Source organism: Chryseobacterium endophyticum (assembly GCF_056333165.1).
The window spans coordinates 98,701-113,902 of record NZ_JBWGXE010000007.1 but is presented as its reverse complement, the minus strand read 5'-3'; the positions used below and the strand labels follow the sequence as shown (position 1 = coordinate 113,902).

Sequence of the window (15,202 nt, the reverse complement as noted above, 5' to 3'; positions counted from 1 at the left end):
GCCTTAAAAAGGAATTCTTTCCAATGTCATTTTCAGGGAAAGCGCAAAAACTCCGGAAGAAACAAAAAGCACCCAGTCTTTCTGGTTTACTTTAAAGATTTTAAGCAAAATAAATAAAATAATCAGGATTCCGAAAACAATGGCGATCTGCCCCAGTTCAAGTCCGATATTAAATCCTAAAAGCGGAACGGCTAAGCTCTGGCTTTTGGCAATCATCACCCTGGCTGTATTGGCAAAACCCATTCCGTGGATCAGACCGAAAATCAGGGCTAAATAATAATTAGCCTTCATCAGCGTCTGCTTTTTATTTTTCATTAAAATATTATCAAGCGACGTCAGAACAATCGTCAGCGGAATCAGAAATTCCACCCAAGCCGAATTGATCCTTACGATATCAAACGTGCTTAACGCCAAGGTAATCGAATGGCCGATGGTAAAAGCGGTGACCAGAATTAAAATTTTTTTGAGATCGTTAAAGGAGTAAACGGCAATCAAAGCCAGAACAAAAAGCTGATGGTCAAGGGCATCGAGTGAAATGATGTGTTCCCAGCCCAGGTTGAGGTAAAATAAAAAATCCTGCATATTCTAAATCATTTATCGAACTGCGATGATACAAAATTTATTTTAACTTTGTGTAAAATTAAACGGTATGATGGTCAATATAGAATTGGAAAATACGGCAGATTTCGCGTTTATAAAGAAACTTCTGGAAAATATAAAGGGCATCAAGTCGGTTTCCGTAGCGCAGGATGATGAATTGTATGAAGACGGTACTCCGAAATGGTTTATCGAAAAACTGTCTGAATATGCTGACAGTCTTGAAGAAAAAGACATGATTTCTGAAGAAGAGTTTTTTAAATATGTTGATGAGGAAATATGCAGATTGAATTCTCAGAAATAGCAAAACAGACGCTTAGAAATCAGATTGTATTCCTTGAAAATGTATGGAGTAATCGCGAGATTGTGGTTTTTCTTAAAGATATCAGAAAAGTTTCAGATGATTTGAAAAAGGGTAAATTCACTCATTATCCGAAATATTCTTGTGATATCCGCTCTGCATTAATCGGTAAAAAGCACGTACGAATGTTTTTCAGGAAAGAAAATGATGATTTGATCAAAGTCCTTCTATTCTTCGATATGCGGCAGGATCCGCAAAAACTCCTAGATTTGTTGTCATGAAAAAACTCCTTTTCTTTTTTTCGGTCTTATTGGTTTTTTTCTCTTTTACCGGAGCGAAGCATCCTTATCATGTAGGATCGGTGGAAATCAATTATAATCAGAAATCCAAAACCTTTGAAATAACCGGACGTTTTTTCCTGGATGACCTGGAAAACGGGTTGAACACCAAATATGGAAAATCCCTGCATTTCAACGATCCGAAATTTAAAGCCCAGCTCAACGAATCACTGAAAAACTATGCTGTGGAATATTTTAAGCTTAAAGCCAACAACAAATTCCTGAACGTAAATTATGTAGGTTACGAGGAAGACCATGAGTCGGTCAATGTCTATCTAGAATCGAAAAAAGTCGAAGCTCCAAAAAAAATCGAAGCTGCGGTAAGTTTCCTGTATAATTTATTTGATGATCAAATCAATATCGTCCATATCATCGTAAACGGGGAAAGGAAAAGTGAAAAGCTGACCTACCCAAACCGCTATCTTTTTCAGCAGTTTTAATCAGTTTTCCATTTGTAGCAAGGCATGGATGCCTTTGGCATGCTCCAGCAAATCCGGAAAAAAATTATCATAACATTCCTGAAGAAAATCTCTATTATTTAAAAAAGCTTCATGAACGGGAATATCAATATTTAAGTATTTTGCCTTGTTCAGGACGTTTCGCATGCTGTAGCCAATGTTCTTTTCATGGCGGTAATTGTAGAGCCAGTCGCCTTCTTCCATCTTTACCAGCATCTTCCTGAAATTTTCAGGCAGGTATTCGTAATTTTTATTCAAAACCTGATAGACTTTTACAGAATGGTTTTTCCAGCCCTGTAAGGAATGTAGTTTCATGTCATTCGCTACAAAATAATCCATAGAAACATCCACAAAGGCTCCTGCATACAATCTTACCAAAGGGGCAAACACTTTTTTTGCTTCATGGATGGCAGGATGGGCGTCCGTGAAAGTGTCAATCGCCCGATGCAATGTAATTCCATCCTGAATGTCTTTCGGGAATGAAAACCGGTCCCTGTTCCGGATGAAATCCTCCAGGAACTGACCGACAATCTGCCCGTCGGTGAAAGATAGATAGGAATGGGCAAGGTAATTCATTACGTGAAGATAGGAAATTTTTGTCAGGAAGCGTTGTTAGAGCTCAAAGCTTTAACAACGCTATGATCGCGTCGAACGGTAGCATCGGATCATCCACACCATTTCTAATTTTAAACAACGACGAATGACGATACTCTTCAACGTTCTGCGTGATGCCATGTTTCAGCGGATTGTTGTGGATGTAGTGAATCGTGTTGACTAATTGCTGATTGGAAGTAATCAATTTCCTTCTGAATGGTAATTCAAAGAGTTTTCCCGTTCTTCCGAAATGTTTATTAATGGCCTGGGTATAGCTGTTGAAGGTGTTGGAAAACTGTTGGCTGATGATTTTTGAAACTTCGGTCTGGCCTTTATGAGGAAAGGCTTCGCGGATTTCCTGTTCCGATTTTATACGGACAAGAAAGTGAAAATGATTCCGTAAAAGACAATAGGCATATACCGTAGCAACGGATGATATTTTATTCCGCATCAGAGAAAGGAAATAATGATAATTCTGTTCATTGAAGAATAACGTTTGCCCGTTAATTCCTCTGTTGAAAATATGATAGAAGCATTGTGCTTCCAAAGGATAAACATTTTTTTTCATAGCGTGTTTTTTTTTAGTGGTTGGCAAAGGTTGTTAGAGCTTAAAGCTCTAACGACCTAGAAGAGGCGCTCGTGGAAATCTTCGATCTTGCTTACTTCTTCGATCTTGATTCCGAATTTTTTCTTGGGAAGCTTATTTAAATTGGAAATGAAAATCTTTTCATAGCCTAATTTTTCGGCTTCGGTAATCCGCTGTTCTGCCTGGGCAATCGGGCGGATCTCTCCGCTGAGTCCTATTTCTCCCGCGAAACAGTAATGTTCGGAGATGGCGACGTCATCATTAGAAGAGAGGATGGAAGCCACAACAGCCAAATCCAGTGCTGGATCATCGGTTTTTATTCCCCCGGTAATGTTGAGGAAAACGTCTTTGGCGCCTAGCTGGAAGCCTGCTCTCTTTTCCAAAACGGCGAGAAGCATGTTCAGTCTTTTGGCATCAAAACCGGTTGAGCTTCTCTGGGGTGTTCCGTATACGGCAGTGCTTACCAGCGCCTGGATTTCCAGCAGCATCGGCCGGTTTCCTTCCAGGGTTACGGCTACCGAGTTTCCGGAAAGTTCTTCAAATTTTTTGGTGATTAGAATTTCGGAAGGGTTTTTAATTTCCTTTAATCCCTGAGAAACCATTTCATAAATCCCGATCTCGGAAGTAGAACCGAAACGGTTTTTATTGGCTCTCAACAATCTGAACAGGTGATTCCGGTCGCCATCAAAATTTAACACGACATCCACCATGTGTTCCAGTACTTTCGGTCCGGCAATCTGTCCGTCTTTGGTAATGTGTCCGACTAAAAACACGGGAACGTTATTTTCTTTAGCGTATTTGATGATTTCATTGGAGCATTCCCTGATCTGGGAGACGGTTCCCGGTGAGCTTTCAATTAATTGTGACTGCAACGTCTGGATGGAATCGATGATCACAAAATCCGGTTCCAGCTTTTGGGCTTCATGAAGAATTTTCTCAAGGTTGGTTTCCGTAAAAAGGAAACAGTTCGGATTTTGGATGTCCGTCAATCGGTCGGCCCTCATCTTAATCTGAGACGCACTTTCTTCCCCTGAGACGTAGAAGATTTTTTTCTTCATCTTTAAAGCTAACTGGAGCAATAATGTTGATTTTCCGATTCCGGGTTCTCCGCCGATCAGGGTTACAGATCCTAACACGATTCCGCCGCCCAAAACACGGTTGAGTTCTTCGGAAGGGGTTTTGATCCTCGGTTCTTCATTGGTTTCGACTTCAACGATATTGATGACATGCTGCTTCGATTTTGAAAACGGCGGTGTTTTATGGGAAGGTGTTTTTTCAACGATTTCTTCTACCAAAGTATTCCACTGTCCGCAGTTCTTGCACTGGCCCATCCATTGGGAATACTGGGCGCCGCAATTCTGACAGAAATATGCTGTTTTTAATTTTGCCATCCTGCGAAGTTCAAAATTTTTTTTGGATTTTTAGTCAATTTTCAGACTCGATAAGATTTTTAATTAAAATTTCCCAGAAAAATCTTTCTGAATTCAATTTAAATATCAAAAACTAACATAGATCAACGTCAGTCTATCCGAACAGGTTTACTTTTGTATCAGAATTTAATTTAAAAAATAATTATAATGAAAAAAGTCTTTTTAACTTTTGTATTTGCCCTTTTAAGTGTAGTAAGTTTTGCGCAGACGGCTTGGAAAGTAGATCCTATGCATTCATCCGTGAATTTTAACATCAAGCACATGGGAATCAGCTTTGTTCAGGGAAGGTTTGATAAGTTTGACGGAAAAGCTGTTGCCAAAGGGAATAACCTTGATAATGCAGAATTGAGCTTCAATGTTGATGTAAACTCTATCAATACCGGTGTTGAAATGAGAGATAAGCATCTGAAAAGTGCTGATTTTTTTGATGCTGAAAAGTTTCCTTTAATGACTTTTAAGACAGGTTCTGTAGTGAAAGACAAAAATAACAATTATATATTCAAAGGAAAGCTGACGATAAAAGATGTAACGAAGGAGATCAGTGTTCCTGTTACGTTTGGTGGTGTTACCAAAAACCAGCAAGGGAAAGAAGTAATGGGCTTCCAGGCAGCATTCAAAGTAAATCGTCTGGATTATAACATCAAATATGATCCTACCGGAGCAGGCGTAGCTAAAGACGTCGATGTAAACTTGTATTTTGAAATGGTAAAGCAATAATTTTCATATATAAATTTGATTTAGGAAAAGGTTTTCAGTTGATGGAAACCTTTTTATTTTTTAGAAAGCAGGCTCAGATATTCTTTTTCTAGTCTTTCGTATTCGCATTTCCAGTCTGCCGCCGTTTTTTCTATTTTTCCAATTTGTAATCTTCAATTTCTATTTCTTCGAGGTTGTCGATCGTATTCCTGTCTTCTATGTGATCAAAATATTTGGCATACCAGACATTTAGGTATTTACCGAAAATCTCAATATATAATTGTTCGCCAATTTGATTCTGAAACAACAGGTGATAATTTAAAATATTTTCTTTGAAATAAATATACACGCCTTCATAATAATCATGATGACGATCTGTAAAGTACACATTAGTACCATAATGGCAGGTTGTCGAATTTTAGTAACAGTCCATTTTTATGGAGGAGTTCAATCTTTTTTAAATATACCAATTTATTGAGAATCTGCATGACTGAAATTTTAGTACCTAAAATACGTAATCAAATTTGAATACAAAATTGCTTTGTATTTCTTTTTCCCATAACTTTGCACAAACCTAATCTAATGAGTAAAAAGAATACAAAGTACATCTTTGTGACAGGAGGTGTAACTTCATCTTTGGGAAAGGGAATCGTTTCTGCTTCTCTGGGCCTTCTTCTAAAATCACGCGGCTTCAACGTAACCATTCAAAAGCTTGATCCTTATATCAATATTGACCCGGGAACACTGAATCCTTATGAACACGGAGAGTGCTATGTAACCGAAGATGGTGCGGAGACGGATCTGGATTTAGGTCACTATGAGCGTTATCTTGATGCGCCAACATCCCAAAACAACAATGTTACAACAGGGAAAATTTACCAGACGGTAATTGAAAAGGAGAGAAAAGGAGACTTTCTTGGAAAAACGGTTCAGGTTATTCCTCATATTACCAACGAAATCAAACGGAGAATCAAAATTTTATCTAAACAGAACTACGATATCATTATCACTGAAATCGGAGGTACTGTAGGAGACATTGAATCTCTTCCTTATATCGAAACGGTTCGCCAGCTGAAATGGGAACTGGGTGAAAATAATTCCATGGTCATCCACTTGACATTGTTGCCATATCTGGCTTCCAGTGGAGAATTAAAAACCAAGCCTTCCCAGCACTCTGTTCGCCAGCTGATGGAAAGCGGGATCATGGCCGATGTATTGGTTTGCCGTACCGAACATAAAATTCCGAAGGATCAGAGAGCAAAGCTTGCCCAGTTCTGTAATGTTCCTTTAGATAATGTGATCGAATGTAAAGATCTGGAAACCATTTATGAAGTGCCGATGTATCTTCAGAAGCAGAATTTTGACGATGTTGTTCTGAAAGAATTAGACCTGAAAAGCGATAAAGATGCAGATCTTAAAGAATGGAAATCTTTCTTAAAGAAATTCCAGAATCCTAAAAAATCTGTGGAAATTGCCTTAGTAGGAAAATATGTGTCACTTCAGGATTCGTATATTTCAATTGCTGAAGCATTCAAACACGCTGGCGCCGATCTTGAAACGGAAGTGAAAATAAGATGGGTATACAGCGGAGATATTACCGATGAAAATATTAAAGACACCCTGGAAGGAGTAGACGGAATTCTTGTTGCACCAGGATTTGGTGACAGAGGAATTGAAGGAAAAGTGCTCACCGCTCAATATGCAAGGGAAAATAAAGTTCCAATGCTGGGAATCTGCCTGGGAATGCAGATCATGACCGTAGAATTTGCCAGAAATGTATTAGGATATGCGAAAGCCAACTCCATGGAATTCGATACTTCTACGGAACATCCTGTCATTTCAATCATGGAAGAACAGAAAAATGTAGTGGATAAAGGAGGAACCATGCGTCTGGGTGCCTGGAAGTGTACTTTGAAAAACGGTTCAAAACTGAATGACATCTACGGAACTAAAAACATCACCGAAAGACACCGTCACCGGTACGAATTCAACAGTGATTATATCGGAGAATTCGAGAAAAACGGTTTCATCGCTACAGGTACAAATCCTGAAACCGGATTGGTTGAGGCGCTTGAAATGCCGGATCATCCTTTCTACGTAGGGGTGCAGTATCACCCGGAATACAAAAGTACAGTAGCGACACCGCATCCTTTATTCAGGGCTTTCATCAAAGCTTGTGGAAAAGAAGTAAAGTAATTATTTAATTACAAACGTCATATTTAAACTCAGACTGATTCTTCTCAGTCTGAGTTTATTATATAGTAATGCATTATAGTATAGAGTTTTGATAAAAAAACAGTATTTTTGTCGACTCAAAATATATTACAGACATTATATATTTTAAATAGGTAAAATTTTTAATAAAAATAAAATGCAACAGAACAACGGACTCGATAAAAGTCAGATTATCAGTTTTGCGGTTTTATGTTTGGTACTTTTCGGATTCATGTTTTATTTTCAGAACAAACAATCTAAGGAGGAACAGGTAAAAGCTGAGCAACAGAAGACCGAGCAGGTGAAAAACGCCGTAAAACCAACTCAGGCAAATAATATCAATCCTAATGTAACTCCCAATGCTATTCAGACGGCCAGTCTTTCCAACAAAGAGCTGAAAGTTGAATTTAACAGTCTGGGAGGTCAGGTTTCTAAAGTAGAGCTTGCAGAATACAAAGCATACGATCACAAATCGGATAAAGCAGATCTTCCGCTTTATCTGATCACAAAAAATAATTCCAATTACGGGTTTCAGTTTAAAGATAAAACAGGAAAAGTAATTAATACAAAAGATCTTGTTTTCTCTCCTGCAGTCAATGGAAATGCGGTTACCATGACGGCAAATTACAACGGAGCGGTTATCCAGTTTGTTTATACTTTGCTACCGAAATATACGCTTGATTTCAAAGTAAGAACGCAGGGATTAGCCAAAATCACTTCAGACAACAAAGCAGATTTTATATGGGATTACAACGTAAGAAATCTTGAAAAGGGTAGAGCACAGGAGCAGTCTCACTCAGAATTTTCTTATGCCTTCAATAATTATAAAGATTATGATTATGATGGAAGGACCACGATGGAAGAAGAAAAAGAGACGCTTAACTGGATTGGGGTGAAGCAGCAGTTTTTCGCTTCTGTCATAGAATCTAAAACAGGATTTACTCACAGCAAAGGAAATCAGGAAGCTATTGAAGAAGGGGAATATCTGAAAAAACTGAATTATGAAGGTTTTGTACAGATGACCGGCAGTGAACTGAATCAGGATTTTACCTGGTATTTTATGCCTTTAGATTTACCTTTATTAAAATCTTACGATAAAAATTTTGACGAAATTCTTCCTTTAGGATGGTCTTTTATCGGATGGATGAACAGAGGTTTCTTTATCCCGATGTACAATATCATTGCAGATTGGGGCCTTACAGCGGGTTGGGTGATTTTCCTGATGACGATTATTGTTAAATTGATCTTATCGCCGATCATGTACAAACAGCACAAACTGAGTGCTATGATGAGGGTAATTCGTCCTGAGATCGATGAGGTAAACGCCAAGCTGAAAGACGCCGACCCAATGAAAAAGCAGCAGGCTACGATGGAGGTCTACCGGAAAGCCGGTGTGAATCAGATGGCGGGATGTCTGCCGGCCCTGGTTCAGATTCCGATATTTTATGCATTGTTCCGGTTCTTCCCGAACTTCATAGATCTGAGAGGGAAAGGATTCTGGTTTGCAAAAGACCTTACCGCTTATGATGATTTGATTAAATTGCCGTTTAAAGTACCTTTCCTGGGAGATCATTTAAGCATTTTTGCGCTGGCCTGTACGATTGTGATTTTGATTTATACCATCATGACTTCAGGTAACATGCAGCAGCCACAACAGGAAGGAATGCCAAATATGAAAGTATTAATGTATATTTTCCCGGTGACATTCTTATTTTTCCTTAACACATCTGCCTCCGGTTTATCATGGTATTATTTTGTATCGAATGCGATTAATATTTTGATTATTCTGGTCATTAAATATGTGATTCTGGATGAAAAGAAAATCCATGCGCAGATTCAGGCAAATAAAGAAAAGCCTAAAACAGAAGGGAAATTCCAGAAAAGAATGCGGGAAATGATGGAAAAAGCTCAGCAGCAGCAAGCCTATCAGGAACAGCAGAAAAGCAAGAAAAGATAAAAATAAAAAAGAGAAGCAATTTAAAGCTTCTCTTTTTTATTTTGTAAAATCGTATTGTAATTAGCATTCTTCTTCTAAACTGTAATCCAGACGGAATGATCTTCTGTGATATTTTGTCGGGCCGAATTGTACCAGTGCCTGCTGGTGCTTTTTAGTGGCGTAGCCGAAATTGGTATCCCATCCGTACTCGGGATGTTCATCGTGAAGCTGGATCATGAGTCTGTCCCTGTAATTTTTTGCTAAAATTGAAGCGGCGGCAATAGATAGTATTTTTGAATCTCCTTTTATGATACATTCGTGGGGAATGTAATTGTAAGGATTGAATCTGTTTCCGTCAACTAAAATGAGCTCCGGGCGAATCTTGAGTTTATCTAAAGCCAGGTGCATTGCATGGATGCTGGCATTAAGGATATTATGCTCATCAATAAATCCGGCAGGAAGTTCGGCAATGGCATAGTCTTTTACATGATCTTTAATGTATTGGTCAAGATCCATTCTTGTTTTGAAATTGAGTTTTTTTGAATCATTTACAAGGTTCTGATCAAAAGTATGATCCAAAATAACTGCCGCCGCTACCACTGGTCCGCATAAACAGCCTCTTCCCACTTCATCGCAGCCTGCTTCGATATAAAATGCTGAGCCTTTCCTTAGTAAATTCATAAATATATAGTCTGGTGAAATATAAAATCATGTAAAATTAAATATTTTATGAGACAATAAGGGGTGAAAATTCGATGATTTTTAATCTTAACAAATATTTATATAAGCTCAAAGGGAAGTTGTGATTTTAACATTTTTTTTGATTGATTTTACCTGTTCTAAATGTTAAAATTTAGATTTAAGTAAAAATAAATTATATGCAACGCATTGTATGCAAAATCTTTTTTGTAAGAAGGATGCCCGGAATTTCATTTATAAGCTATTGTTTATCACCATGTAAAGACATTTTTTTTATAATGAATTTATATAGAAAATAACAATCGTTGAAATTTGCTTTATATATAATTATTTATATTTGAAAATATCTTATTTTTGTTAAAAAGTAGTTTATTAACGAAATATAATAAATATTTTAGTGTGATATATGTTTATTATTGAATTATTGTTAATTTTTAGCAAATTTCTTTTGCTGTTTTAAGAAAGTTTTTAAACTTTGTTTAGCAAAATTTAATTTGATATGAAGAAACTAACTATGGGTGTACTTGCATCCGTACTGTCATCATCTTTGGCGATCGCACAAGCGCAACAGCAAAAAAGTGATACGGTAAGGACACAAGACATCGAAGGTGTGGTAGTAACCGCACTGGGAATCAAAAGAGAGAAAAAATCTTTAGGGTATGCTTCACAAGAAGTAAAAGCAGACAAATTATTCGAAGGAACCACAAACACCGGAAATATTGCTTCACAGCTTTCTGGTAAAGTCGCAGGATTAAATGTGACAACAACTTCTAACTTTGGTGGTTCGGCCAATCTTGTCATTCGTGGTGTTAAATCTTTAGGTGGAAGTAATCCTCTGATTGTTATAGATGGATCCCCTGTTAACAACTCAGCAACTTCGTTTGGTACACAGAATGGTGGATTTGACTTAGGAAATGCTTTATCCGACATTAATCAGGAAGATATTGAATCGGTGAACGTACTGAAGGGTGCTGCGGCGTCTGCATTATACGGAGAAAGAGGCCTAAACGGGGTAATTGTTATTACTACAAAAACAGGAAGAGGAAAAGACGATAATTCATGGGGTGTCACTTTGTCTTCTTCTGTACAAGCCGGATTTATTGATAAATCTACTTTCCCGAAATATCAAACAAAATACGGAGGAGGTTATGATCCTTCTTTTTATTACGGAACAGCACCGGACGGAAATGATTATGCTAACTTTGGAGAAGATGCTTCATGGGGCCCGGAATTTAATCCTGCATTATCAGTTTACCAATGGGATTCTTATGACCCCAGCTCACCAAATTACAATAAAGCCACCCCTTGGGTCGCTGCTAAAAATGGTCCTATTAAGTTTTTTGAAACACCAATGTCGTTTGTTAATTCCATTTCACTTTCTAAGGGGAGGAAAGGATTTAACTTTAACCTGACGTATGATAACAATCTCTCAAGTGGTTTGTTGCCAAATTCAGATCTAAGGAAAAATACTTTGTCGACAAAAATTAATTATGACTTAAATCCGAAATTACACGCTACTGTTTACTCGACGTTAACACTTCAGGGAACTACAGGTAGAACAGAAACCGGATATAATGATAATGTTGTTACAGGTTTCAGACAATGGTGGCAAACAAATGTTGACCTGGAGGCATTAAAGAATGCTTATTTTAATAATATTGACAACCCTACTCTCGCAAACAACTACGGAAATATAACGTGGAATCGCGTAAGTAACTCAAATGGTAAGCCCGCATTCTGGAATAACCCATATTTCCAGCGTTATCAAAATTATTCTACCGATGACAGGACAAGAACATTTTCATATGCGCAGTTGACTTATGATGTGGATAGTCACATAAACATTACTGGTAAATTAAGTTACGATAACACAAACTTAATTTTTGAAAGAAGACTAGCTATTGGTGCATATCCTCAAAACTTTGGAGTATCTGGTAAAGCTGTCGGCTCTGGATACCATAGATACGATTTAAAGAGAAGTGAAACCAACTACGATTTATTTGCTAATTATAAGTACGATTTAACATCCTGGTTAAACTTAAGCGGTATCGTCGGAGGAAATGTAAGAAGAAATCATGAAAGTTCCATTGAAGCTTCAACTGAAGGAGGCTTAATTAAAGCTGGATATTACTCATTAGACAATTCGAAAGCGCCGGTTTTAAATCCTGTGGAATATGATGCTACGACGCAAACTAACAGTTTGTACGCAACAGCTTCTTTCGATTTTAATAAAATTTTCTACTTAGACGGAACAATAAGAAGAGATGTAAGTTCGACCTTACCAGCAAGCAATAATAAATATACCTATGGATCTGTGTCGGGTTCGGTAATATTATCGGAGCTTTTAAAATCTCAAAAATCTGTATTGAATTTCTGGAAAGTTAGAGGTAATTTTGCTGAAGTAGGTGGAACGGCAAATCCGTATCAATTAAATTATACTTATTATACTGCAGGATATTTTAATACCGGAAATGGAAATGTAAATATCTACAGACCCCAAACGATCTTGAATAATCCGAACTTAAAACCACAACGTTCCAGAGAATTTGAAGTGGGTACAGAAGCTCACTTTTTCAGAGATCGTGTAGTTTTTGATGCCGCTTATTACGATACAAAAACATTCGATCAGCTTATTACTCCGGATATTTCTGCTGGTTCAGGAAGTCTTGGGGCTGCAATTAATGCAGGACAAATCAATAATAAGGGTATTGAATTACATCTAGGTGTGAGCCCGATTAAATCACAGGATTTTGGCTGGGATATAGATGCAAACTGGGCCAGAAATAGAAGTAAAGTTGTTGAATTGGCCGATGGGCTGCAGGTATACCAGCTCGTAGGATTGGTAGGAGGTGCTTCTATTGTTGCTTCTGTAGGAAATCAATGGGGCGACATATATGGAAGCGATTATGTATATTTGAATGGTCAAAAAGTGGTTGATCCCGATACAGGATTATACCAAACGGAAAATAATAAAGTAATAGGAAATGTTCAGGCTAAATGGACCGGAGGCTTAAGAAACTCATTCAGATACAAAGATTTTTCACTGAGCTTCCTTATTGATGTTCGCCATGGAGGAGATGTATTTTCTTCTGATATGTACTATGGTCTTGCAAGTGGATTATATCCTGAGACTGCAGTTGATGGGTACAGAACAAATATACCGGTTCTAGGAGGTGTCAATCCGAATGGTCAGACAAATACGACTCCGGTTAATACAGATGTTATAAATCCCAATGAATATGGTAATAATCCTAATGACGGATATGCTATTGCGCCGGATAAAAGATTTGTTTATGATGGTTCATTTGTAAAATTAAGAGAAGCAAGTATTACCTATTCTCTTCCTAAAAGTTTATTAGCCAATACGTTCATGAATGAGGCTAAAGTGTCTATTGTGGGAAGAAACCTTTGGATAATACATAAAAATCTTCCTTACGCCGATCCGGAATCTTCACAGATGGGAGGGCTGTATTCGTACGGGTCATCGGTTGGATCCTTACCTACGACCAGAGAACTTGGGGTGAACTTTACATTTAAATTCTAAAATTTAAAACTAAAAAATGAAAAATTTCAAAAAATTATTATACGCAGGAGGAGTAGTTGCTTCATTGTTGATGTTTAATTCATGCCAGAGCGATATCACTTCTTTAAATGAAGATCCTAAGCATCCATCGAGTGTACCTTCAGGAAATATGCTCGCAACAAGTATGTATCAGGGGTTTTATTATATGTACACGGGAAGTGTAAATTTCAATAACTACCGTTTTTTTACACAACAATGGACTGAGGTGACTTATACGCAGGAAACCAATTACAATTTAACGACAAGAAACCAGCCTAGAAATCACTTCAGAAGAATGTATGTATATACGTTAGGACCTCTCGAACAGGCTAAAAAAGACCTGCCGACAGAAATTAATGCCGATCCTGAAGTTGTAGATAACAAATGGGCGACTTTAGAAATTGCTTCAGTTTTCGTTTGGGAAAACATTGTGGATACCTTTGGAAATGTTCCGTATTCTGAAGCATTACAGGCCGAAACCATTAAGTCGCCTAAATACGATGATGCGAAAACAATTTATCTGGATCTGATTTCCAGGTTAAATGTGGCTATTTCTAAAATTCATTCTACTAAATCGGGTTACCCTGAAGACTTGGTATATAAAGGAGATATGACGAAATGGTTGAAATTGGCTAATTCCATAAAATTAAGATTAGCGATCAATCTTGCTGATGTGGATCCTGCTACTTCTAAGACTGTAGCCGAAAGTGCTGTAGCAGGTGGTGTGTTGACTTCTGCTGCTGATTCTTATTCTTTAAAGTTCGATGGTAACACTTTTACCAATCCTTTATTTGACGATTTGGTTGCAGCAGGTAGAAATGATTTTATTCCTTCGAATGTTCTGGTAAACCCTATGAATACAAAAGCTGATCCTAGAAGGGCTGCTTATTTTACTCAAGTTGGAGGTGTATATAAAGGAGGTACGTATGGAACGCAGAATTCTTTTGCTAACAATTCTCATGTAAATTCAACTTTCTTGGCTGCAAATGCTCCTGCTAATCTATTTAGCTATACGGAAGTTTTATTCCTTAGAGCAGAAGCTGCGCAAAGAGGTTACAGTGTGGGAGGTACTGCTGCTACATTGTATGCAAATGCAGTTACGGCTTCTATGTTAGAAAACGGAGTATCGGCAACGGATGCAGCGACCTATATTGCTGCTAACCCATATAATGCGACAAACTGGAAACAGTCAATCGGTTATGAAGGTTGGGTGGCCATGTGGAACAATCCGTTTGCAGCTTGGAACTTTACAAGAAGATTAGATTATCCGGTATTGAGTGCACCGCCTTCATCATATATTGGAGGAATCCCATACAGAATGCCTTATTCTGATCAGGAATATGTAACGAACAATGCTAATGTAAGTGCTGCTGCCAATGCTATTGGAGGAGATAAAGCGACAACAAAATTATTCTGGGATATCAATTAATAAAATACACATAGTTAACATTCATATTTATCCGCCTTCGGGCGGTTTTTTTATGGACAAGTGTTAAAATTTTATTTTCATGAAATGAAATGTTATGCAAAGCATTTGTTTGTGATATGCCTGATATTGTTTGATTGTATGTGATTTGTACGTAATAAACTGGTTATCAATAATTAATTTTCTTCTGATAGATTAATGTCTAAACGAGGAAAGCATTTTAAAAGCATTAGTCTTTATATAACCATAATGGAATATTAAAATAATATATTATATCATAATTAACTATGAACTATTTTTATTATTATTTATTTAAATATTATTCTTTTTAATTGAATATGTTGTAATTTTTTCAGGTTTTTCTT

General features: G+C 37.4%; 14 protein-coding genes. 8 read left to right on the top strand and 6 right to left on the bottom strand.

What is annotated here, in order from left to right:
• Positions 1-3 precede the first annotated feature (3 nt).
• Entirely contained in the window at positions 4-582 is a 579-nt protein-coding gene (locus AC0N32_RS15620; RefSeq protein WP_476394787.1) for a HupE/UreJ family protein, read from the bottom strand.
• 67 nt (positions 583-649) lie between these two features.
• Between AC0N32_RS15620 and AC0N32_RS15615 the strand changes: the two genes are divergently transcribed.
• The 3 genes from AC0N32_RS15615 to AC0N32_RS15605 are packed head-to-tail and all read left to right on the top strand — an operon-like array spanning position 650 to position 1,676.
• Positions 650-901: a hypothetical protein gene (locus tag AC0N32_RS15615; protein ID WP_476394786.1), complete on the top strand. Its 252-nt coding sequence runs from the start codon at positions 650-652 to the stop codon at positions 899-901.
• Positions 877-1,179, top strand: a complete 303-nt coding sequence (locus AC0N32_RS15610; RefSeq protein WP_476394785.1) for a hypothetical protein — start codon at positions 877-879, stop codon at positions 1,177-1,179. The genes AC0N32_RS15615 and AC0N32_RS15610 overlap by 25 nt, the downstream gene beginning before the upstream one ends.
• Positions 1,176-1,676: a DUF6702 family protein gene (locus AC0N32_RS15605; RefSeq protein ID WP_476394784.1), complete on the top strand. Its 501-nt coding sequence runs from the start codon at positions 1,176-1,178 to the stop codon at positions 1,674-1,676. Before AC0N32_RS15610 ends, AC0N32_RS15605 begins: the two co-directional genes overlap by 4 nt.
• Here AC0N32_RS15605 and AC0N32_RS15600 read toward each other — a convergent pair whose 3' ends face one another.
• The 3 genes from AC0N32_RS15600 to radA are packed head-to-tail and all read right to left on the bottom strand — an operon-like array spanning position 1,677 to position 4,265.
• Complete coding sequence (locus AC0N32_RS15600) at positions 1,677-2,270, bottom strand: acyl carrier protein phosphodiesterase (protein ID WP_476394783.1); 594 nt, start codon at positions 2,268-2,270, stop codon at positions 1,677-1,679.
• Positions 2,271-2,313: 43 nt separating this feature from the next.
• Entirely contained in the window at positions 2,314-2,856 is a 543-nt protein-coding gene (locus tag AC0N32_RS15595; protein WP_476394782.1) for a transposase, read from the bottom strand.
• A 56-nt stretch (positions 2,857-2,912) separates the two neighbouring features.
• On the bottom strand, positions 2,913-4,265 hold the full coding sequence (gene radA, locus AC0N32_RS15590) for a DNA repair protein RadA (protein ID WP_476394781.1): 1,353 nt from the start codon (positions 4,263-4,265) through the stop codon (positions 2,913-2,915).
• A gap of 186 nt (positions 4,266-4,451) precedes the next feature.
• Here radA and AC0N32_RS15585 point away from each other — a divergent pair, with 186 nt between their 5' ends.
• Positions 4,452-5,021, top strand: coding sequence for a YceI family protein (locus AC0N32_RS15585; RefSeq protein ID WP_476394780.1), 570 nt, complete (start codon positions 4,452-4,454; stop codon positions 5,019-5,021).
• Positions 5,022-5,151: 130 nt separating this feature from the next.
• On the opposite strand, the gene AC0N32_RS15580 is transcribed toward AC0N32_RS15585, so the two are convergent.
• Complete coding sequence (locus tag AC0N32_RS15580) at positions 5,152-5,388, bottom strand: hypothetical protein (RefSeq protein ID WP_476394779.1); 237 nt, start codon at positions 5,386-5,388, stop codon at positions 5,152-5,154.
• Positions 5,389-5,582: 194 nt separating this feature from the next.
• On the opposite strand from AC0N32_RS15580, the gene AC0N32_RS15575 reads away from it, so the two are divergent.
• Both AC0N32_RS15575 and yidC read left to right on the top strand, forming a co-directional pair.
• Positions 5,583-7,196 carry a CTP synthase gene (locus tag AC0N32_RS15575; protein ID WP_476394778.1) on the top strand — a complete coding sequence of 538 codons (1,614 nt, stop codon included), beginning with the start codon at positions 5,583-5,585 and terminating at the stop codon, positions 7,194-7,196.
• A gap of 175 nt (positions 7,197-7,371) precedes the next feature.
• On the top strand, positions 7,372-9,171 hold the full coding sequence (gene yidC, locus AC0N32_RS15570; protein WP_476394777.1) for a membrane protein insertase YidC: 1,800 nt from the start codon (positions 7,372-7,374) through the stop codon (positions 9,169-9,171).
• A gap of 60 nt (positions 9,172-9,231) precedes the next feature.
• Here the strand turns inward: yidC and AC0N32_RS15565 are convergent, their stop codons facing one another.
• Positions 9,232-9,831, bottom strand: coding sequence for a ribonuclease HII (locus AC0N32_RS15565; protein ID WP_476394776.1), 600 nt, complete (start codon positions 9,829-9,831; stop codon positions 9,232-9,234).
• 517 nt (positions 9,832-10,348) lie between these two features.
• Between AC0N32_RS15565 and AC0N32_RS15560 the strand changes: the two genes are divergently transcribed.
• Together AC0N32_RS15560 and AC0N32_RS15555 are read left to right on the top strand one after the other, a co-directional pair.
• Positions 10,349-13,393, top strand: coding sequence for a SusC/RagA family TonB-linked outer membrane protein (locus AC0N32_RS15560; RefSeq protein ID WP_476394775.1), 3,045 nt, complete (start codon positions 10,349-10,351; stop codon positions 13,391-13,393).
• 16 nt (positions 13,394-13,409) lie between these two features.
• Positions 13,410-14,840 carry a SusD/RagB family nutrient-binding outer membrane lipoprotein gene (locus AC0N32_RS15555; RefSeq protein ID WP_476394774.1) on the top strand — a complete coding sequence of 477 codons (1,431 nt, stop codon included), beginning with the start codon at positions 13,410-13,412 and terminating at the stop codon, positions 14,838-14,840.
• The last annotated feature ends 362 nt before the right edge of the window (positions 14,841-15,202 follow it).